We start from the raw sequence: 21,612 nt of genomic DNA on the forward strand, positions 1-21,612 counted from the left end.
GTTTTGAAAAAGGAGGGTAGCCATAACGTAGATGACGGCTATCTTTGACGCCAAATCCGATCTATGAAAAAGGACTTTGTCGAGGAACTGAAGTGGCGGGGCATGTTGCAGGATATGATCCCCGGGACCGATGAACTTTTAAGAAAGCAGATGGTCCGCGGGTATATCGGATTCGACCCGACCGCTGATTCCCTGGGTGTCGGCAACATGGTGCAGATCATGACCTTGCTGCACTTCCAGCAAGCCGGGCATCAACCCATCGCCCTCATCGGAGGCGCTACGGGTATGGTCGGCGATCCTTCCGGCAAATCGCAGGAACGCAATCTTCTGGATGAAGCACAATTGCAGCACAACCTGCAGCGGCAGAAGGCACAATTGGAGAAATTCCTTGATTTCGATTGTGGCGCGAACTCAGCGCGCATCGTCAATAATTACGACTGGTTCCGCGAATTCTCCTTCCTCGATTTTATCCGGGATGTGGGAAAGCACATCACGATCAATTATATGCTGGCAAAGGATTCGGTTCAAAAGCGCCTTGAGACCGGCATGTCGTTTACGGAGTTCTCCTACCAGTTGGTCCAGGGCTACGACTTCTATCACCTGTGGAAAAACGAAGGAGTCCTGTTACAAATGGGCGGCTCCGACCAATGGGGCAACATCGTGACCGGTACGGAGCTGATCCGCCGCAAGTCATCGGGAGAAGCTTTCGCGTTGACCACTCCGCTGATCAAGAAATCGGACGGAACAAAATTCGGCAAGACGGAAGGCGGAAATGTCTGGTTGGATCCCAAGCGGACCTCTCCGTACAAATTCTACCAGTTCTGGTTGAACGCTTCCGATTCCGACGCATCGAATTACATCCGCATTTTCACGCTCCGTTCCAAGGAAGAGATAACCGCAATCGAAGAGGAACACGCCAAGGCTCCACACCTTCGGTTTTTGCAAAAAGAACTCAGCGCCGATATTACCGCGCGTGTTCACTCAAAGGCGGACCTGGACGCAGCTATCGAGGCCTCCGAGATCCTGTTTGGCAAAGGGACCGCCGATGCCCTGAAAGCATTATCGGAGGACGACCTGTTGGCGGTATTCGAAGGGGTGCCACAGATGAGGATCGCGCGCACGGAACTGGAAAATGGAATTCCCGTGATCGACCTGCTGGCCGACAAGACCGGGATTTTTCCGTCGCGCGGTGAAACGCGCAAGATGTTGCAGGGTGGCGGAGTCTCCATCAACAAACAAAAAGTGGAAGACATCGAGCGGGTCGCCGGAAAGGATGACCTGCTGAACAACCGCTATCTCCTCATTCAGAAAGGCAAGAAGAATTATTACCTGATCATCGCCGATTAAGGCTGATCCTGCTGATCATCGGATTGATCGCGCTTGTTCATTCTCCCTAAGAAAATCATCAGCCCAACGACCACTGCGGCCGCGAAAATGAAATTGAACATCAGGCTCATGTAATTCTCGCGGCTCAGGTGGCCCATGCGTTTTTGCATGATCCAACCGGCGAGGAGGCTGCCGATGGTGACGGAAATGATGACAATGAAAATTCGGCGGCGGTTGGAAATCATACGCTGAGTATAGGCGGCAAAGGTAGGAAGTTTCCGAGAGTAGCCCGGCTATAACACCAGGAGGTTGCAGCCACGAATATCCGCATGGTCGAAGCGACCCAGCACTTCAAAACTGCCTGCTCCGGCAATTCGACCGAGGTCGCCGGTCTCCAGGAAAGAACATGAATACAGGTTGGCCAGGTCGATCACGTTGATGCCCCCGCTACCGCTGTTCCTTGTCTCGAACGGATCATTGGGATCCCGAATCACGATGCGCATCCAGGGTGGCGTTCTGAACAAACCTTCCCCGCTCGAGTAGGCTTGCGACAACAACTCCGTCATGCCGTATTCGGAATGGATCCGACTTACACCGAAGGCCGGGCACAGGCGTTGGTGCACTTCGGCTCGTACCAGTTCTTTCCGGCGGCCCTTCATACCGCCTGTTTCCATCACAATCAGTTCGGGCCAATTCAGTTGGAATCGTTCCGCGAAATCGAGCAGGGCGAAGGTGACACCGAGTAGAAGCGTGGGCTGAGCCTGCTCACGCAACCGCAGCAGGGCATCGTGCAGATGGTCGAACTTGTCTAAGAAAAACCCTGAATCAGGATGGGCGGATGCCCGGATCAAATGATCCGTCATGTAGACAAGGGAGGAATCATTCCGCTCCAGGTAGGACGGCAACAAGGCCAGGATGCAGTACTTTTTCGGATCACCGTAAAACAACCGGAAGCACTCCAAAAACGATCGCTCATAGAGTTTCCGATCAAGCACGTGATGCAGACTACCCGACAGACCGGTCGTGCCGCTGCTGTGGAAAAGTACGGCGTCCGGCGACGGACCGGTCACGACACGATGGGTGCGGAAGAAGTCGATGGGAAGGAAGGGTACCTGGCGCAGTTCGCGAAGGTCGGCCGGATCGCGCTGGAGTTGTCGCAGGTATTCCCGATAAACAGGGTTCTCCGATGCCTGATACCGGAATACCTCCATCGCGACCGATTCAAACTCCTGTTCGTTGCGGATGGAAAATACCTGATCAGCGAACGAGCGGTTCATGCTGATGTCTCCTGATTCGCCGGAGGGTAATCGAGCGTATAATGAAGCCCTACGCTTTCCGGTCTAGCCATGGCCGCTTTGACGATCAGATAACCGATCGTTATCATGTTGCGAAGCTCGCACAACATCGGACTCAGCACCGTGCGTTCGTAGAGGGCTTCTGTTTCCCCATAAAGAATGCGTAATCGGTCCAAGGCTCGTTTAAGGCGAACGTTTGACCGGACAATGCCCACATAACTGCTCATCACTTCCTGCAATTCACGGCGGTTGTGGGTGATCAATACCAACTCGTTCGGCTGGGTGGTACCTTCCGCGTTCCAATCGGGTACGCGCTCTTCGAAGCGGATACCGTCGATCACCTCTTTCGCATGCAGCCAGGATCGATGCGCATAGACCAAGGCTTCGAGCAGGGAGTTGGATGCCAATCGGTTCCCGCCGTGTAGTCCGGTACAGGCACATTCACCGGCCGCATAGAGGTTTTGAATACTGGAACGGCCATGCTCGTCGACCAAAATCCCACCGCAGATATAGTGGGCGGCCGGCACCACCGGTATCATCGCTTTACGAATGTCGATGCCGAGCGATTCGCACTTCGAGAGGATATTGGGGAAATGAGAACGAAAATCCTCCAGGTCCAGATGACGGCAATCCAGAAAAACGAAATCCTCCCCGGTGATCTTCATCTCGTTGTCGATGGCCCGCGCCACAATATCGCGGGGAGCAAGTGAGCCACGTTCATCGTACCGTTTCATGAATTCCTCTCCAGCCTCGTTGCGCAATACCGCGCCGTGCCCCCGTACCGCTTCGGATATCAGGAAAGACGGATGCTCACCGGGATTGTACAAGGCTGTCGGGTGAAACTGAATGAACTCCATGTCCTTCACCTTCCCCTTGGCGCGATACACCATGGCGATACCGTCGCCGGTCGCGATGATGGGGTTGGTCGTTGCCTTGTAAACCTGTCCGGCGCCTCCGGTAGCGACCAACGTAATGCGGGAGAGTACGGTCTCGATCTCGCGTGTCTGGGTGTTCAACACATAAGCGCCATAGCAGGCTACACCGGGCATACTGCGACGGACTTCTTCACCCAGGTGATGCTGGGTGATCAGGTCGACCGCGAAGTAATGCGAGTGGATCTCAATGTTCGGATGTTTGCGAACCTGCTCAAGCAAGGCCCGTTCGATCTCGTTCCCGGTCGCGTCCTTGAAGTGGAGCACCCGGTGTTCGCTATGACCACCTTCCCGCGCGAGGTCGTAGTCGCCCTGCGCATTACGATCGAAACGTGTCCCCCACTCGATGATCTCGCGGATCCGCTCGGCACCTTCGGTGACCACCATGCGGACCACGTCCTCCCTGCACAGTCCGGCACCTGCGATGAGGGTATCCCGGATGTGCTTTTCGAATGTATCCGGCGCATGCATGACACCGGCGATTCCTCCCTGGGCGTATTTGGTGTTGGATTCATCGGCTCGCGCCTTGGTCATAATCATGACCTTGCCCTTTTCCGCCGCTTTCAGGGCGAAGGTGAGCCCGGCAATGCCGGAACCCAGAACGAGGAAATCGGTTTCCTTGCGCATAATGCCGTTTCAGGCGATAAAAATACAAAATGCCCCGGCCTGCCTGAACTTTCCTCCTCCGGTAAGGGTTCTTACCTTTGCATTATCATGATAGCGCCGAAGAAAGTCTGGACCGTTTACGCCGAATCGACCCCGAACCCTGCGACGATGAAATTCGTCGCCAGCCAGTTTCTCCTGCTGGAAGGGCACGTTGAATACACCGATCCGGCACAGGCAGGCAACTGCCCGCTCGCGCGCCGGCTGTTTGAATTTTCCGGAATAACCGGGGTGTTTATCATGAGCAACTTCGTGACGATCACCAAGCGCGAAGGAATCGAGTGGTTTGAATTCATGCCGATCCTGCGGGAGTTTATCAAAAGCTACCTGGAATCGGGAGACCCGGTCTTTACGGGACCCGCTAACCAGATGGCCGATGCTTCGATCGGACGCACCACGGTCGGAAACGAACTGGAAGACCGTATCATCGCAACACTGGATGAATACGTTAAGCCGGCCCTCGAACAGGACGGCGGAGCGATCCAGTTCAAATCGTTCGAAGACGGAAAAGTCACCGTGATCCTTCAAGGCGCATGTTCGGGTTGCCCCTCCTCTACCATGACGCTGAAATCGGGAATCGAGCAATTGCTGCGCACCATGATTCCCGAAGTAAAGGAAGTCGTCGCGGAAGCCAACTGATCACTCCCGCAGCCGGGATTCGCTGAGCCGTTCATAATGAACTCCGGAAGGGGTGGAATGCGTCCTCCACAGTCCGATCCGATCAACCTTTAATGCTGCCGGAAGTTCATCCGGAAGTACCACTTCCGACCGAACATCATGACCGCCCCGTATCCTCGCCAGCGTTATATGTGGTACGGGTTGCTGAATCGAATTCCCCGTATTCTGAAAGGTTGCCAAAGCAAGTCGCAGCCGGTCGTGCAGCTTCAGGAAATCAACTGATTGTTCGAACGCCAGCCAGATCATCGACGGGTGTGCCGCCTTCCCTCTGAATTCGAAAATCCGCGGAGATAAGGTGAAAGCCGGTAATTCGAGCGCGATCCTTTCCACGTTCGAAAGAATAACGGGAGTCAATTCCGCTTGAACAGGACCGATAAAGTATGCGGTCAGATGAAGATTGGACCGAAGTGTCGGGCGGACACCGGCTACGCCGGCAAGGTGATCCAGAAAAGGCAATATGGCATGCTCTAGTTCCGCAGGTAACGGAACCGCGACAAACAACCGGTGTTGGGGATCAGAGTCCAAGCAACGAACGCATCGGATCGCCTCCGCCGAAGAGCATCCGGATCGGATCTTCCAACTGTTGTTTCACCTTCACCAGGAACCCAACCGATTCACGGCCGTCAATGATGCGGTGATCGTACGACAGCGCCACGTACATGACCGGTCGGATCTCCACCTTGCCCTGAACCGCCACCGGTCGTTCCACAATGTTATGCATGCCCAGAATGGCACTTTGCGGCGGGTTGATGATCGGTGTCGAGAGCATTGAGCCGAAGACTCCGCCATTCGTGATCGTGAACGTTCCCCCGGTCATCTCTTCCAGTGATAACTTGCCTTCGCGTGCACGGCCGGCCAGTTCGAGGATGGTACTTTCGATCTCGGCGAGCGAGCGTGATTCCGCATTCCGGATGACGGGGACCATCAAGCCTTTGGGAGCACTCACGGCTATACCGATATCGCAGTAATCGTTGTAAACCAACTCGCTTCCGTCGATACGGGCATTCACCGCCGGGAACGCGGCAAGGGCTTCACAGACCGCTTTGGTGAAGAAGGACATGAATCCCAGGTTGACGCCGTGAGTTTCTTTGAACGTATCCTTGTACTGCTTCCGGATCGCCATGATGGCACTCATGTCGACTTCGTTGAAGGTGGTCAACATGGCGGTCTCTTGCTTGACTGCGACAAGACGTTCCGCTACCCGCTTGCGCAGCATCGACATTTTCTCTCTGCGTTCCTCTCTGCTGCCGGGCTTCCGCGACGGGGCAGGTGTTGCAGCCATCGCATCAGCTTTGGTGATCCTTCCTCCGGGGCCACTGCCATTCACCTGGGCGGCTTGCACGCCTTTTTCCCGAAGAATCTTATCGGCTGCAGGAGAAGGGATGCCTGCTGCAGCGGCTTTAGCCGGTTTAGCGGCAGGAGTTGTTGCAGGAACCGCTGCAACTGCCGGAGCAGCTTTGGGTTCCGCCTTCGGTTTGGCGGCGGGAGCTGCTACGGACGAATCGATGGAACAAACGACCTTTCCGACCGGAACGGTCTCGCCTTCCGCTACCAGGATCCGGATCTGACCGGAGGCTTCGGCATTCAGCGTCAGGGTCGCTTTGTCTGAATCAATCTCGCAGATCTCCTCGTCCTTCTCGACATAGTCGCCATCCTTTTTCAGCCAGCGGGCGATTTGAACTTCCGTGATCGATTCGCCGGGGCTCGGCACTTTCATTTCTACAACAGCCATGATTATTCGGAGTAGTAAGGGTAAAAATCAATGGGCGACCAGGTCGCGTGCGAAGGCACGGTTGATCAGCTCGCGCTGCTCGCGTTCGTGCGTTCGGTGCGAACCGGTAGCCGGGCTTGCACTTTCTTCCCGGGCAATGACCTTGAACGGAATATCGCGTAAGACGCGGAGGATATACGACCAGGCACCCATGTTGACCGGTTCTTCCTGTAGCCAGATCCAGTCCGTCGCATTAGCGTATTTCTTGCGCACAGCTTCGATCTGCTTGAGCGGAAGCGGATACAACTGTTCCAAGCGCACGATCGCGACATCGTTCACCTGGTCCTTTTCTTTTTGCTCGAGCAGCTCGTAATACACTTTGCCACTGCAGAAGACGACACGAGCGACTTCGTTCGGCTTGGCCGTGGTGTCGTCCATGACCTCCTGGAAACCGCCGGTAGAAAGCTCGGCGATATCGGAAACACAACGTGGATGACGCAACAGGCTCTTCGGCGTGAAAACGATCAGCGGTTTGCGGAACGGACGATGCATCTGCCGGCGCAACAAGTGAAAGAAGTTGGCGGGAGTCGTACAATTCGCCACCTGGATGTTGTTCTCCGCGCACAGGTTCAGGAATCGCTCGAGTCGGGCGCTGGAGTGCTCGGCGCCCTGCCCTTCATAGCCGTGCGGCAACAGCAGCGTGATGCCGTTCATCCGGTTCCATTTATCCTCCGCGCTGCTGAGGTACTGGTCGATGATGATTTGCGCACCATTCATGAAATCGCCGAACTGCGCTTCCCAGATCACCAGCGAAAAAGGAGACGCAAGCGCGTAGCCGTACTCAAAACCCAGCACCGCGTATTCCGATAGAAGTGAATTGTAGATATGGAATGGTGCCTGTTCTTTTCCAATGTTCGCCAACGGAACATACTGGGCCTCGGAATCTTCGACACGCACGACGGCATGTCGGTGGGAGAAAGTACCCCGCTCAACATCCTGACCACTGAACCTCACCGGATGACCTTCTGACAACAGGGTTCCGTATGCCAACAGTTCAGCCATGGCCCAATCGAAGCGGCCTGATTCGACCATTTTTGCGCGCTCGGCAAACAAGCGCTCGGTCTTGTTGAAGAATTTATTGCCTTCCGGCAAACGTGTGATTGCAGCACCGATCGCTTTGAGTTTCCGGATATCGACTCCCGTATCCGGTGAACGGTCAAAGTCTTTCGGTGTCGCAAGGCGTAATCCTTTCCAGGAGCCTTCGAGGTAGGGAGATACCTTCTTGTTCTTTGCCTGCTTGGCCGTATCGAGGCTCTTTTGAAGCGATGCTTTGAACGACTTTTCCATCTCCCGGGCCAGATCAGCTTCCACAGCTCCCAACGACATCAGCTTATCGTTATAGACTTCACGCGGGTTCGGATGCGCGGCGATGGCTTTGTAGAGCAAGGGCTGGGTGAACCGGGGTTCATCGCCTTCGTTGTGGCCATACTTCCGGTAGCCAAGAATATCGATGAATACATCGCGGTGGAACTTCTGTCGGAATTCCATCGCCAGTTCAATCGTGTAGACCAGCGCCTCCACATCGTCAGCGTTGACGTGAAATACGGGCGACAAGGTGACCTTAGCCACATCGGTACAATAGGTACTGGAACGCGCGTCCAGGTAGTTGGTCGTGAATCCGATCTGGTTGTTGATCACCAGGTGAATCGTGCCGCCGGTGCGGTAACCGCGCAGCAGCGACATCTGGATGACTTCATAGACGACTCCCTGCGCAGCCACGGCAGCGTCGCCGTGAATGAGGATCGGCGCGATCTGACTCTCGTGTCCGCCCGGGGTATTGTCGATCTTGGAACGCACGATACCCTGGACAACCGGATCAACCGCTTCGAGATGGGAAGGATTCGGTGCGACACTTAAGTGTACAGACTTGCCGGACGGCGTCGTCACATCGGAAGAATAGCCGAGGTGATACTTCACATCACCCGCATAGCCCTCTTCGTCGTACTCGAGTCCTTCGAACTCCGTGAAGATCTCTTCGTACGTTTTGCCCAGGATATTCGCCAACACATTGAGGCGCCCGCGGTGGGCCATCCCGATCACAAATTCCCGGATACCAAGATCGGCACCCGAACTGATGACCGAGTCGAGCGCCGGGATGAGCGTTTCACATCCTTCGAGTGAAAAACGCTTTTGTCCGACGAACTTGGTATGAATGAAATTCTCAAAGGCAACTGCCTCGTTGAGTTTTTCCAGGATTCGCCGCTTCCGCTCGATGCTGAAGGCGGGGGTATTCTTCCGGCCTTCCATCCGCTGCTCCAGCCACTCGACGATCTCCGGATTCCGGATGTATTTGTATTCGGCACCAATGGAAGCGCAGTACGTCTGGTGCAGGTGCTGCACGATATCGCGCAGCCGGGCCTTCCCGATACCGATGAGTGAACCGGCCTGGAACTCCTGATCAAGATCCTCCTCGCCAAGTCCAAAATTGACCAGGTCAAGGGTCGGGGTATATTTCCGACGTTCCCGAACCGGGTTCGTATCCGTAAACAAGTGGCCCCGGGTCCGGTAACCATTGATCAGGTTAATGACGTTGAATTCCTTTCGCAGGTGCTTCGGCACCACGCTTCCGCCGGCATCCAGATCATAGTTGGTACGTGCGAACTCAAACCCGGAGAGAAAATTACGCCAGCCGGCATCGAGGCTATCGGGCTGCTGGAGAAATTGCCGGTAAAGTTCCTCCGCCTGGTTGACATCCAGGTTGGAGAGGAAGGAGAATCGATCCATGGGAGGGGTTATTCCGGTACACTAAACAAACGCGAAGGTACGAAGTTCCCTGCGCGCTGGTTCCGGACTGCGCCCTTTACGTGTCCCGGCCCTGCGGGTTACCGCTCATGAATTGCGGATTTCATAGCGTTCATGGTCCGATCGCCCGCTCTTGCGATGACGGCGATATTGGCTGGTGAAGTAGAATATGACCGGAACACCTATCATCGTCGGCCACAACCATTGAAGAACGGTTGGCATCCAGGAGAATCCCAGATTAACGGCTGAAAATGCGGATACCGCGGCTATGTAACCACCCATCATACCGGTTATATGATTCACCAGCCACTGCTTTTTGTTCTCGACCGGCCGCTGGAAGAAATGAAGATCCTGCCGGGTGTAAGAAAGGCCTATTAATCCAAAGACAATGGATATGTAACCGAACGCATCGGGCAGGAGGGTGATGCCCAGGATCAATAGGCCTACTGCAAAGAGTGCATTCAGACCGGAAATGACCCAGTCGATCAACGGTATCTCGGACCGGCTGCGCACTTTCTTTCTATAAACTGCCCGGTAACCCGAAAAAGCCATATAGAAGCTGAAGACAGCCACCAGCGTCAGGAACCAATTCTGCTTATATGGTGCCATGACCAGGGCAGAAGCCGCAGCTCCGGTCATACTCCAAAAAAACACCTTACCCCACTGGCGATGAGCATTGCCTCCTTTTTTTACTGCCAGCGCGACCGGGGCAACAAAGAACCCGGTGAAGCCGGTTATCACATGGACAACCAGCATTATTTTCATGAGTGTTTCCATTGTTTCCATTGGTTTGATTCGGGCACAAGGATACACCCATACTAAGTGAAAAGATTAAAATTTGGGCCAAAATGCAAGTTTAGGGACGATTGGCAGGGCTGGAGACCGTTTGTATACCCGACTGGGATGTTTGGCAACCGGATCAAGACCTCCGAAAGTAACGGTGCAATTCGGGACCTGCCTTTCTGGACACCGGTATGCCATCTTCCAGGCCTTCAAAATGTGCCCGATAACCCTGCGAGTTGCCGGTGATGCGTCGGACTGATCGGAGATTGACGAGATAAGAACGATGACACCGCACGATGGAAGTACCACTTAACTGCTGTTCCAACATCCGAAGACTTCCCCGCAGCAACTGGCGCCGCAGCTGTTTCCCTTCCCGATAACAAACCGAGGAATAATTGTCTGCGGATTCGATAAACAACAGATCGTCCAGCTTCAGGCTCAGGCTCTCTTTCCCATTTTCCGCGGTTAACACGATTGTTTCACCAGTCGCAGGTACGGCTTGATCGTGCAGTTCCTGATCCAAGGACTTCGCTTCAGCTTCATGGAAGCGGAGATTCCGGGTATACCGGAGAAGCGTGAACATGGAAGCCACGACCGCTCCGACCGATAAGGTGCTGATCTGGAAGAAGAGGAATCCTTCCGGTCCGACGTGTTTGCCAAGAACCTTTGCGGTGTAAAAGGTATTCCCAAGTCCGATGCCGGTGATCAGGATGGTATAGAACAGGATGTTCTTGCCAATGGTCCATCCGGATTCCTGAAACCAGGCCGGAATCAAGATGGGAACCACCACGACCAGTAGTCCTGCTACCAGGAAGGTAACAAGTCCGTAACCGGCTATGAACAGATCGAGCGACTCCACTTCCACCCGGTCGATACCAAAAGGCCGGAAGACCCAGAGGAATAGGAAAACGATGACGGCACTGATCGAGACGAATCGCAGTCGCTTCAGCGGGTTCTCTTCGCGCGGGTAGGGCTGGTTCAACAACCGGAACATCCAACGAAAATAGAAAGCGGAAGCAGCAATCGCTACTTCCGCCGCATGAAGTTAATTACACGCTGATCACCAACCGAGCACCCAGGCAAAAATCAAGGGAGCAACGATGGTCGCATCACTTTCCACGATGAACTTGGGAGTATCGATCCCCAGTTTACCCCAGGTGATCTTCTCGTTCGGGACAGCGCCTGAATAGGAACCAAAGCTGGTCGTTGAATCGCTGATCTGACAGAAGTAGCTCCACAGGGGCACGTCGTGCCATTCCAGATCCTGGTACATCATGGGCACCACGCAAATCGGAAAATCACCGGCAATTCCGCCTCCTATCTGGAAAAAGCCGACGCCTTTGCCCGAGGAGTTCTTGCGGTACCAGTCCGACAGCCATACCATGTACTCGATGCCGCTCTTCATGGTCGACGCCTTCAGCTCGTTCTTGATCACGTACGAAGCGAAGATATTGCCCATTGTCGAGTCTTCCCATCCGGGAACTACGATCGGGATATTCTTCTGAGCGGCGGCCAGCATCCAGGAATCACGCGGATCGATCTCATAGTATTGTTCAAGCGCGCCGGAGAGCAGCAGCTTATACATATACTCGTGCGGAAAATAACGCTCACCCTTGTCCTCGGCGCTCTTCCACACTTCGTGGATGTGCTTTTGTAAACGACGAAATGCTTCCTCTTCCGGAATGCAGGTATCGGTCACCCGGTTGAAATGGTTTTCGAGCAGGTCCCACTCATCCTGCGGCGTCAGGTCACGATAATTGGGTACACGCTTATAGGAATGATGGGCCACCAGGTTCATCAGGTCTTCTTCCAGGTTGGCCCCGGTACACGAGATGATGTCCACCTTGCCCTGTCGGATCATTTCAGCAAGTGATTTGCCTAGTTCTGCCGTCGACATGGCGCCGGCGAGTGTAACCATCATTTTACCGCCTTCGAGCAGGTGTTTTTCATACCCCTTGGCAGCATCCACCATGGCGGCGGCATTGAAATGGAGATAGTGTTTCTCCATGAACTGGGAGATCGGTCCGCGATTCATTTTTCTATTGGTAATTAGGATAGGGAACGAATGGAAAGGACAAGCATCAATCGATCTGCTTGAGCAACACCAGGTAGGTCGGGAAGTGATCGGAATACCCGCCCGCATACCGGTCGAAGTCATACGTTCGCTTCGGGTAGCCTTTCCAACGGCCGTCGGTCTGCATCATCCAGGGTTTTGAGAAAATATGCCATTCCCGGTAGAACCAACCGCTTTGATGCTGGTCGAGGAAACCGTACGAAATCATGATCTGATCAAACAGATTCCAACTGTCATTATAAGCCAGCGTGCCGATGCCTTCCTTATACGGTTTGACCCAGGGATTGAACATTCCGCCCGGTTGAACCTCTGATTTTTCGCCCTTTGAGCCGATCACTTTGGCTACACTCGGGCTCACCGGATCGTCGTTGAGGTCACCCATGACGACGATCTTTGCCTTGGGATCGATCGCTGTGATGGAATCCATCTTCTGCCTTACAATGCCAGCAGCCTTCGCCCTTCCCGGAGCACTGGCCTCTTCCCCGCCTCTGCGCGACGGCCAGTGATTCACAAAAATGTGCAGGGGTTCCCCATTGAAATTTCCCTTTACGTAAAGGATGTCTCGCGTATAACGGATGGAACCATCCGGATCATGCAGTTCGACAAAAAGCGGTTCGCTGTGTTCCGGGTTGAAATATTTCGGGTTGTACAACAATCCTACATCCACCCCGCGAAGGTCCGGTGAATCATAGTGAACGATCTTGAGGTTTCGTTCCTTAAGTTTGGGCTGACTGATCAGATCCTGCAACACCCGGTCGTTCTCGATCTCGGCACATCCCAGGATCGCCCAGCCGTCGGGCGATTTGTCTGTACCGACCTGGGACAACACTTCTGAGAGTTTTCCGAGTTTATCCTGGTAAACTTCCGATGTGTAATGCTTGTTTCCTCCCGGAAGGAATTCTTCATCGCTCTTGTTCGGATCGTCGATCGTATCGTACAGGTTCTCGAGGTTGTAAAAGGCGATGATCGACACCTTATACTGATGCGATTGTGCGCATGCGATACTCGTCCAGGAAAGGAGGATCGCGCTGATGAGGAGTTTGTTGATTTTCATCTTTTAAGGGCCGGCAAACTTACAAAAACCAAACCGCGGTTCCGTTAAACTAAGCTGAAGATTAAAATTGGCCGGTTTAACCTTGAAAACGCCATTATTCTTGTAAATAATCAAGAATTAACCTAACCATTTGAACCCTCGCGGCTTAATTCGTTAGCTTTGCCGCCCCTCCGCCGGAGATTCCGGTAAAAGGCTATAATCAAACCCTATGAAACGAAGGATACTCCTTCTTCCCTTCCTGCTCCTGTTGCCGTTCCTATCCCTGGCACAGCAGGCGGTTCTGTCCGGAACCATCCGTGACGAAAGCAACCAACCCGTTACCGGAGCCAATGTTTCGCTGAAAGGAACAAACTTCCAAATGGTTACCGATTCACTCGGCGGATTCCGCTTCGACAAGGTGCCATTCGGCGATTACCAATTGGAAATCAAGCGGGTCGATTTCGCGCCGGTCAGCCAACCCGTCAAGGTGGATGCACCGGAATCCTTCTTCGGAACGATCCTCACCGGCGTTAACAACGAAGTGACGGTCAACAATGCCGACAACATCCCTACGGTGTCGCTGAACGACGAAGAGGTGAAAGAATCCTCCTCGACTTCCGTGGCCAGCGTCCTGAGCGCGGCTCGTGATCCGTTCGTCTCCGCGGCGACCTTCAACTTCAGTGCCGCCCGATTCCGGATTCGCGGCTACGACGACGAGAACTTCCTGACACTCATGAACGGCGTTCCCATGCAGGATCTCGCCACCGGTCGCACGATGTATAACACCTGGAGCGGTCTCAACGATGTGATGCGCAGCCGGGAAAACTCCATCGGACTTTCCGCCGCGCCTTTCACATTCGGCGGTGTAGGTGGAGCCTACCACATCGACAGCCGTGCCTCGAAGCAGCGCCGCCAGCTTTCGGTCGGTTACGCCGCGTCCAATCGCGCCTATGAGAACCGCTTCATGGTAACCTACGGTTCCGGCATCATGAACAAGGGTTGGGCCTACTCCCTCTCCTATTCCCGCCGCTGGGCAGAGGAAGGATTCGTTCCCGGAACGTTCTACGACGGACACGCCTACTATGCAGCGGTCGAGAAGATGATCGGCGACAAGCATTCGATCTCGCTTACCGGTTTCGGCTCCAGCGTCATCAATGGCCGGGGCGGTTCCGCCATTCGGGAGATGTACGATATCGCCGGCACCAACTATTACAACCCGAACTGGGGTTATCAGAATGGTGAAAAGCGCAACGCAGTCGTGGGCAACAACCACCAGCCGGTGATCATTCTCTCCCACGAGTGGAAGATCGACGACAAGGCGAACGTCCAGACTTCGATCGGCTACACCTTCGGCAAGACGCGGCTTTCGGGCATGGACTGGTTCAACGCCGCTGACCCGCGTCCCGATTACTACCGCCGCCTCCCCTCCTTCGATCCGAACTACGGCGAAGATCCCGCAGCCTATGCCGAGTACAAGGCCCAGATCGACGCGCTGCTTCGTAACAACGAGGAAGAACGTCAGATCAAATGGGACCAGTTGTACGCCGCCAACGCGATGGCGGACACCAACTTCAACGGTACCACGGGTAAATGGTCGAAATACATCATCGGCGATCGCGTGACCGACAACAAACGCCTGTTCGCCAACATGATCTACAACCGTGTGATGAGTGACCACGTCACCCTCGACGCGGGCTTGCAGTACCTCACGCAGACTTCCGAGTATTACCGCGAAGTCAACGACCTGCTCGGAGGCGACTTTTACGTTGACCTCAACCAGTTCGCCGAATTGTCAAATCCGAACGATTCCGCCGCAGCACAAAACGACCTGGACAACCCGAACCGCATCCTGAAAGAAGGCGACAAGTACCAATACGACTACGTCGCGCACATCAACCGCGCCGGTGCCTGGTTCCAGTCGACCTTCAAGTACGACCGGATGGATTACTTCCTGGCGCTGAATCTTTCCTCCACCTCCTTCTTCCGTGAAGGAAAGGTCCGCAGCGGCATTTTTTCCGACAACTCGCTAGGCGACTCGGAGAAACAGAATTTCTTCAACTATGGTTTCAAGGGCGGTGCCACTTACAAGTACAACGGCCGGAACTATTTCTTCGCCAACGCGGCCTACATGACCCGCGCGCCTTATTTCGACAACGTCTTCATCTCTCCCCGTACCCGCAACGAGATCGTGAAGGACCTGACCGACGAGAAGGTCTTCTCTACGGAAGCCGGTTACCTGCTGAAAGCACCTCGGATCAAGGGTAAAGCCGTTGCGTACTACACGCAATTCATGGACGCTACCGACTCCAAGATCTTCTACCACGAAGACTTCCGCAACTTCGTGACCTATACGTTGACCAACATCGATCGCCGTCACGTCGGCGTTGAGATCGCGGTGGAAGCGGCGCTGGGCAAAGGATTCAGCGCGAATGCGGTGGCCGCCGTCGGCCAGCACGTTTATTCCGATCGCCCGATCGGAACGGCTGCTCTGGATAATGCCGACTCCCTGCTCGTCGAGAATGAGACGCTGTACATGAAGAACCTCCGCGTATCGAACGGTGCCCAAAGCGCCTACAGCTTCGGTCTGACCTATCGTTCCCGCCGCTTCTGGTTCGTGAATGCCAACCTGAATTACTTCGACAATCTCTACATCGACGCCAACCCGGTTCGCCGGACCCTGGCAGCGCTCGACCTCGTCAACGAAGGCGATGCCTTGTGGAAGCAGATCCTCCAACAGGAAAAAACCGAAGGCCAGTTCACCCTCGACCTTTCGGGCGGCTGGTCCTGGCGGCTGAACAACAAGTTCAAGGATCTCAAGCGCCAGACCTTCCTGGTGTTGAACCTGGGCGTGAGCAACGTACTGAACAACCAGGATCTCGTCACCGGCGGGTTCGAGCAACTACGCTACGACTTCGCCGACAAAAACGTCAACAAATTCCCCACCCGTTACACCTACGCGTTCGGAACGACCTTCTTCGCCAACATCGTCCTGCGCATCAACTAATAGAAAAAGAAAACACCAAGGATATGACCAGCTTCAAGCACCTCTTCCGTTTCTTCCTGATCGCACTCACGGCAGCTTCGCTGTCGGGTTGCGTGAAGAAAGACTACGACGAACCGGAAACCGCCAACGTGGACCCGGACCTGACCGTCGACTTCACCATCGCGCAATTGCGTTCCATGGCCGTCGGCACTGCTCCCATCGAGATCACCGGTGATTCCATCATCGCCGGTATCATCGTAGCCGACGACGAATCCGGCACGTTCTACAAACAAATGATCATCCAGGATTCGACGGCCGGTATCGCCATCAACCTCGATATCTCCAACTACAACTCCGACTACCCGATCGGGCGCCGTGTGTTTATCAAGTTGAAGGGTCTTTACATCGCCAACGACGGAGACGACAACTACTCGCTGGGGGTGAAAGACAACGCGGATATCGGACGTATCCCGGCAGCGCTCGTCAGCCAGTATATCATCAAAGGCAAATGGGGCCTTGAGGTTACTCCGGTGGCGGTGTCGCTTTCGACCTTGAACTCCAACGCGAGCGATTATACCCAGCGACTGATCCGCCTCTCTGGCGTAGAGTTCGCATCCGCCGACGCCGGTGTAGCCTGGGGCGGCGACCCGAACAGCACGTTCGACAACAACCGTACGGTTGAGGACTGCTCCTCGCCGACCAATACGGCGATCGTGTACACCAGCAGCTTCGCCAATTTCGCGAATGCGCTCACCCCGACCGGCAACGGCCCGATGACGGCCATCTTCACCATCTACAGCGGTGACCCGGAACTGATCCTGCGCACCACCGAAGACGTCTCCGGCATGACCGACACACGCTGCGACGGTACGTCGGGCACCTTGACCGTCATGAGCATCGACAGTGTTCGACTTGCCTACACGGGCACCACCACTACGGCGCCTTCCGGTAAGAAGATCCGGGGCATCGTTACCAGCGACTACACCAACAGCAACCTCGTCAGTCAGAACCTCACCATTCAGGACGCCTCGGGCGCAATTGTCGTTCGTTTCGGTTCGAGCCACAGCTTTACGCTGGGTACCGAGATCGAGGTGAACATCTCGGGACAGGAATTGTCTGAGTTCAACGGTTGGTTGCAGGTGAACAACGTTCCGCTCGGCAACGCCACGGCGGTCGGCACCGGTACTGTGACCCCTCGCACCGCCACGATCGCGCAGGTCCTGGCCAATTACGATGCCTGGGAATCACAACTGATCAAGATCACCGGCGTTACCATCAGTGGAACCGGCACCTACAGTGGATCGCAGACGCTCAGCGACGGCTCCGGCACGATTACCATGTTTACGCGTACCGGCGCATCGTTCTCGTCTCAGTCGTATCCGACCGGAACGGTTTCGGTTACCGGAATCCTATCCGAGTACTCACCCAGCACGTTCACACCACAGATCATCATCCGCAATACCAGCGACGTGCAGTAAGTCACTTCGCTGAATGAGAAAAGCCATACGCAAGCCGCGTATGGCTTTTTTTATTCCCATCGATCAGGAATTCAGAAAGGGGAGAACGGCTTCCAGAAAGCCTGTGGGATTCTCGGCATGGACCCAATGACCGGCGGCTGGAACGGTGACCACACTCGCCGTGGAAAAATGTCGGCTGATCTCCACTTCATCGCCCGCTGTGATATAACCGGACCGCTCGCCCCGCACAAATAAGGTCGGGGTTTCGATCACCCGGTCGTTGGGCATGGCATCGCCAACCGAGTCGATCGAGCGGGAAAGAGTATCCAAATCGAATCGCCAGGCGAGCCGGTCGTCGCTTACCCAGTAAAGATTCTTGAGCAGGAACTGCACCGTAGCTTCTTCGTGCAATGCGTTTCGCAGCATGTCTTCAACTTCCTTGCGCTTTCGCATCTGGTCAAAATCCACCGCGTGCAAGGCTGCCAACACCGCCTGGTGGTGAGGAGGATAGTAACGCGGAGCGATATCGACCACTATGAGTTTGATCGCAATCCCCGCATGATCCAATGCAAATCGGATGACCGTCTTGCCGCCCATGGAATGTCCGAGCAGGATCGGTTGGCTGATTCGTTGGTCTTGCAGCAACTCGAAAAGGTCTTCTGACATCAACGGATAACTGAAATCCGGACTGTGCGGACTGCGGCCATGATTTCGCTGGTCGACCAGGTAACAGGCAAATCCATGGGTAGCCAATTGACGAGCGATGGTCGCCCAGTTATCCCCCAGGCCGAACAAGCCATGCAGAATGATCAGCGGCCGGCCTTCGCCGATCTTATTGAAGAAAAGCTTCATGCAGGGTCCACGTTGCCGCGCAAGGCACGCAAATAAAGTTGAACTGTATTCTCCAATCCAAAATAGAGCGCGTCGCTGATCAACGCATGCCCGATGGAAACCTCTTCCAGTCCGTGAATGCCTGCTGTGAAATATCGCAGGTTTTCCAGACTGAGATCATGTCCGGCGTTGATGCCGAGGCCTACCTCCCGGGCTTTCGCCGCCGCCGCCGCGTAGGGAGCGATCGCCGCCGCACGATCGTGTGAGAAGTTGGAAGCATAAGCCTCCGTGTATAACTCGATGCGTTCCGTGCCAACGGCAGCGGCCGCTTCGATCATTGCCGGATCCGGCGCGATGAAGATTGAAGTGCGTATGCCGTAACTTTTGATCTCGGCGATCAACTCTTTCAATTGAGCAGCATGGCGAACCGTGTCCCAACCGGCGTTCGATGTCAGGACATCGGGCGGGTCGGGTACCAGCGTAGCCTGCTCGGGATGGACCTCACGGATCAACTTGAGGAAGTCGGCGGATGGATATCCCTCGATGTTGAACTCGGTGGTAACCACTTCACGCAACGCATATACGTCGGATCGACGAATGTGCCGCTCGTCGGGTCGAGGATGAACAGTAATGCCGTCGGCGCCGAAACGCTGGATGTCGATCGCGGCCTTCACCACGTCGGGAATGTTTCCGCCCCGCGCGTTCCGCAGGGTGGCGATCTTGTTGATGTTGACGCTGAGCCGGGTCATCCGTTTGTAAAGAAGACCAAATTTCCCGGTTCTGTTACAACAATGCAAACGACTGCGTGTTTTACTGATGAAAGGGGCAGAATGTCATAAAACTCGCATCGGGCGCGCCGTTCCCGGCATCGGCACGAAAAATGCGTATACTTGTCGCCCGAAAACCTTCCGGGTACTTACAACGTAAACCCAACATGATCGCGCGCGAACTCGTCAACGACTCGATCCCTCCACTCAAGCTCAGCGATACCGGACTGAAGGCGCTGAACTGGATGGAGGAGTTCCGTGTCGAACATCTGGCGATCGTCGATGGCGTCAGTTATATCGGGCTGATCTCTGAGGAAGACATTTTGAAACTGAGCGCGCTGGACCAGCCGTTGGCCAACTCCAAACTCTCGCTAATCCGCCCTTACGTACGTTACAACCAGCCGGTCTTCGAAGTAGTGCGGCTGATGTCGAAAGACAAGCTCACGCTGGTCCCGGTGCTTGATGCATCCGATCATTATCTCGGCCTCATCACCCTGGGCGATGTCCTGAAACACTACTCGGACAGCGGCATCTTCGAAGACGCCAACGGCGTGATCGTTCTCGAGATGAGTCCGAAGGATTATCTTCTTTCGGCCATTGCCCATCTGGTGGAATCGGAGAACGCGCGGATCCTCTCCGCCTACGTCACGCCCAATCCGGAACACGAGACGATCGACGTGACGATCAAGATCAACCAGCCCGAGCTCACCCGGATCCTTTCTTCCTTTACCCGTCACGGATACCTCGTCAAAGAGCATTACCATCAGAGCGAATTCATGGACGATTTGAAATCACGCTATGATTCGCTCATGAATTACCTGGGCATTTAACTTTACGGAATGCAGCCCCGGCGCATCCGCAGGCCGTTACTCAGCACGGTTTTACTGATCATTACCCTGATCGCAGATTTTTCGGCCTTTGCCGATGAGCCCGGACTCGTCGTGCTGGATGTCACGTTGATCGGTAACCGGCACACACGCGACCACATCCTCCTGCGGGAACTCACCTTTGCCAAAGGCGATACGCTCCCGACCGGCGAACTGGAGAAGATCTTCAAGCGTTCGGAGGACAATCTATTCAACACCTCGCTCTTCAACTCCACCAAGATCACCTGGCTGCGCGATGGCGACGGCATCCGGGTCTTTGTCATCGTCACCGAACGCTGGTACATTTTTCCTGTCCCCATCATCGAAGTGGCGGAACGCAACCTCAACACCTGGTGGAAAACCAAGGATTACTCGCGACTTATCTATGGCGGGTCGTTGGCCTGGAACAATTTCCGGGGACGACGGGAAACCTTCTCCACCACCCTGCGCCTGGGCTATACACAACGCATGAATTTCTATTACAGCGTTCCTTTCCTCGACAAGGCCCGGCAGTGGGGGGCCTCGGTGAGCGCTGCGTTTTCAAGAAACCGACAGAACGTTTACAATACCGTCGATAACAAGCAGCTTAATTTTCGCTGGGATGACGTCTATTCAAAAAGCGAATACAGTTTTTCAGGAGCCGTCTCTTACCGACCCGATCTGTATGAATCACATTTTGTGGAAGCCGGATTTCGTCACATCGAAATAGACGATACGCTGCTGAAACTCAATCCCGATTACCTGATCAACGGGCAGCATACGCAACGCGCCATTTCGCTTCGTTACCTTTTTCGGGTGGAGCACCGCGACCTGGTGGTATATCCCCTCAAAGGGACCTATTTCGATATCGAGCTCGGTAAGAACGGGTTTCCGGTACTCGGCGACGACATTAACATCGTTTACCTGGCATCACGTTTCAAATGGTATGTGCCACTCAGCCGACGGTGGTATTGGGGAAGCAGTTTATCCACGAAACTTTCGGGGACCGACGGCCAGCCGTTTATCAATACCCGCGGATTGGGCTACGGACGCGAGGCGATACGGGGTTATGAGTACTATGTCATCGACGGGCAACGGTACTTCCTCACCCGGAACAACATCAAGTTTGAACTGATGTCGAAGAAAGTGGTCCAGGCAGGATTTATTCCGCTCAACAAGTTCAATACGATCCCCTTTTCCTTCTACCTCAATCTCTTTTTTGATGCCGGATATGTGCGGGATGCATTGTACTTCAATGGGAATCCCCTGACCAATAGCTGGCAATACGGCTATGGGGCCGGTCTGGACCTGTTCACCTACTACGACCTGGTCTTTCGTCTGGAGTATTCGTTCAATAAATTGGGGGAATCCGGAATTTTTCTTCATTTTACTGCTCCGATTTAGAAGGAAGAGATCGGAGCCCTGCCAACAC

Annotated in this window: 18 protein-coding genes; 6 read left to right on the forward strand and 12 right to left on the reverse strand. The window is 54.6% G+C overall.

Going from position 1 to position 21,612, the window contains the following annotated elements; genetic code table 11:
- The first annotated feature begins 63 nt into the window (after positions 1-63).
- Positions 64-1,347 carry a tyrosine--tRNA ligase gene (locus IPJ96_14095; GenBank protein ID MBK7911447.1) on the forward strand — a complete coding sequence of 428 codons (1,284 nt, stop codon included), beginning with the start codon at positions 64-66 and terminating at the stop codon, positions 1,345-1,347.
- On the opposite strand, the gene IPJ96_14100 is transcribed toward IPJ96_14095, so the two are convergent.
- The 3 genes from IPJ96_14100 to nadB are packed head-to-tail and all read right to left on the reverse strand — an operon-like array spanning position 1,344 to position 4,180.
- Positions 1,344-1,571, reverse strand: coding sequence for a hypothetical protein (locus IPJ96_14100; protein MBK7911448.1), 228 nt, complete (start codon positions 1,569-1,571; stop codon positions 1,344-1,346). The two genes, IPJ96_14095 and IPJ96_14100, sit on opposite strands and share 4 nt — an antisense overlap.
- Before the next feature lie 48 nt (positions 1,572-1,619).
- The gene (locus IPJ96_14105; protein ID MBK7911449.1) at positions 1,620-2,603 is read right to left on the reverse strand and encodes an acyl transferase; all 984 of its coding nucleotides are present in this window, start codon (positions 2,601-2,603) and stop codon (positions 1,620-1,622) included.
- Positions 2,600-4,180 carry an L-aspartate oxidase gene (gene nadB, locus IPJ96_14110; protein MBK7911450.1) on the reverse strand — a complete coding sequence of 527 codons (1,581 nt, stop codon included), beginning with the start codon at positions 4,178-4,180 and terminating at the stop codon, positions 2,600-2,602. Before nadB ends, IPJ96_14105 begins: the two co-directional genes overlap by 4 nt.
- An 87-nt stretch (positions 4,181-4,267) precedes the next feature.
- On the opposite strand from nadB, the gene IPJ96_14115 reads away from it, so the two are divergent.
- A complete protein-coding gene (locus IPJ96_14115) occupies positions 4,268-4,855 on the forward strand; it encodes a NifU family protein (protein MBK7911451.1) in 588 nt (195 codons plus the stop codon).
- On the opposite strand, the gene thpR is transcribed toward IPJ96_14115, so the two are convergent.
- The 7 genes from thpR to IPJ96_14150 all read right to left on the reverse strand — a co-directional run bounded on the left by thpR (position 4,856) and on the right by IPJ96_14150 (position 13,318).
- Positions 4,856-5,419, reverse strand: a complete 564-nt coding sequence (gene thpR, locus IPJ96_14120; protein MBK7911452.1) for an RNA 2',3'-cyclic phosphodiesterase — start codon at positions 5,417-5,419, stop codon at positions 4,856-4,858. It abuts the gene before it with no gap.
- Positions 5,409-6,626, reverse strand: a complete 1,218-nt coding sequence (odhB, locus tag IPJ96_14125) for a 2-oxoglutarate dehydrogenase complex dihydrolipoyllysine-residue succinyltransferase (protein MBK7911453.1) — start codon at positions 6,624-6,626, stop codon at positions 5,409-5,411. Before odhB ends, thpR begins: the two co-directional genes overlap by 11 nt.
- A 27-nt stretch (positions 6,627-6,653) precedes the next feature.
- Entirely contained in the window at positions 6,654-9,389 is a 2,736-nt protein-coding gene (locus IPJ96_14130) for a 2-oxoglutarate dehydrogenase E1 component (GenBank protein MBK7911454.1), read from the reverse strand.
- 105 nt (positions 9,390-9,494) lie between these two features.
- Entirely contained in the window at positions 9,495-10,184 is a 690-nt protein-coding gene (locus tag IPJ96_14135) for a DUF2306 domain-containing protein (protein MBK7911455.1), read from the reverse strand.
- 142 nt (positions 10,185-10,326) lie between these two features.
- Positions 10,327-11,184, reverse strand: coding sequence for a LytTR family transcriptional regulator (locus IPJ96_14140; GenBank protein MBK7911456.1), 858 nt, complete (start codon positions 11,182-11,184; stop codon positions 10,327-10,329).
- A 66-nt stretch (positions 11,185-11,250) separates the two neighbouring features.
- On the reverse strand, positions 11,251-12,225 hold the full coding sequence (locus tag IPJ96_14145) for a deoxyhypusine synthase family protein (GenBank protein ID MBK7911457.1): 975 nt from the start codon (positions 12,223-12,225) through the stop codon (positions 11,251-11,253).
- A 46-nt stretch (positions 12,226-12,271) separates the two neighbouring features.
- Positions 12,272-13,318 (reverse strand): hypothetical protein, encoded by a 1,047-nt coding sequence (locus IPJ96_14150; GenBank protein MBK7911458.1) that lies wholly within the window; start codon positions 13,316-13,318, stop codon positions 12,272-12,274.
- A gap of 208 nt (positions 13,319-13,526) precedes the next feature.
- On the opposite strand from IPJ96_14150, the gene IPJ96_14155 reads away from it, so the two are divergent.
- A complete protein-coding gene (locus tag IPJ96_14155; protein ID MBK7911459.1) occupies positions 13,527-16,301 on the forward strand; it encodes a TonB-dependent receptor in 2,775 nt (924 codons plus the stop codon).
- A 23-nt stretch (positions 16,302-16,324) separates the two neighbouring features.
- Positions 16,325-17,758 (forward strand): hypothetical protein, encoded by a 1,434-nt coding sequence (locus tag IPJ96_14160; GenBank protein MBK7911460.1) that lies wholly within the window; start codon positions 16,325-16,327, stop codon positions 17,756-17,758.
- Between the two features lie 63 nt (positions 17,759-17,821).
- Here IPJ96_14160 and IPJ96_14165 read toward each other — a convergent pair whose 3' ends face one another.
- Both IPJ96_14165 and IPJ96_14170 read right to left on the reverse strand, forming a co-directional pair.
- On the reverse strand, positions 17,822-18,589 hold the full coding sequence (locus tag IPJ96_14165; protein MBK7911461.1) for an alpha/beta fold hydrolase: 768 nt from the start codon (positions 18,587-18,589) through the stop codon (positions 17,822-17,824).
- The gene (locus IPJ96_14170) at positions 18,586-19,317 is read right to left on the reverse strand and encodes a pyridoxine 5'-phosphate synthase (protein ID MBK7911462.1); all 732 of its coding nucleotides are present in this window, start codon (positions 19,315-19,317) and stop codon (positions 18,586-18,588) included. The genes IPJ96_14165 and IPJ96_14170 overlap by 4 nt, the downstream gene beginning before the upstream one ends.
- Before the next feature lie 185 nt (positions 19,318-19,502).
- Between IPJ96_14170 and IPJ96_14175 the strand changes: the two genes are divergently transcribed.
- Both IPJ96_14175 and IPJ96_14180 read left to right on the forward strand, forming a co-directional pair.
- Entirely contained in the window at positions 19,503-20,165 is a 663-nt protein-coding gene (locus tag IPJ96_14175; protein ID MBK7911463.1) for a CBS domain-containing protein, read from the forward strand.
- A 9-nt stretch (positions 20,166-20,174) separates the two neighbouring features.
- A complete protein-coding gene (locus IPJ96_14180) occupies positions 20,175-21,584 on the forward strand; it encodes a hypothetical protein (GenBank protein ID MBK7911464.1) in 1,410 nt (469 codons plus the stop codon).
- The last annotated feature ends 28 nt before the right edge of the window (positions 21,585-21,612 follow it).

Source organism: Bacteroidota bacterium (assembly GCA_016713765.1).
GTDB lineage: Bacteria > Bacteroidota > Bacteroidia > AKYH767-A > 2013-40CM-41-45 > Pollutiaquabacter > Pollutiaquabacter aromativorans.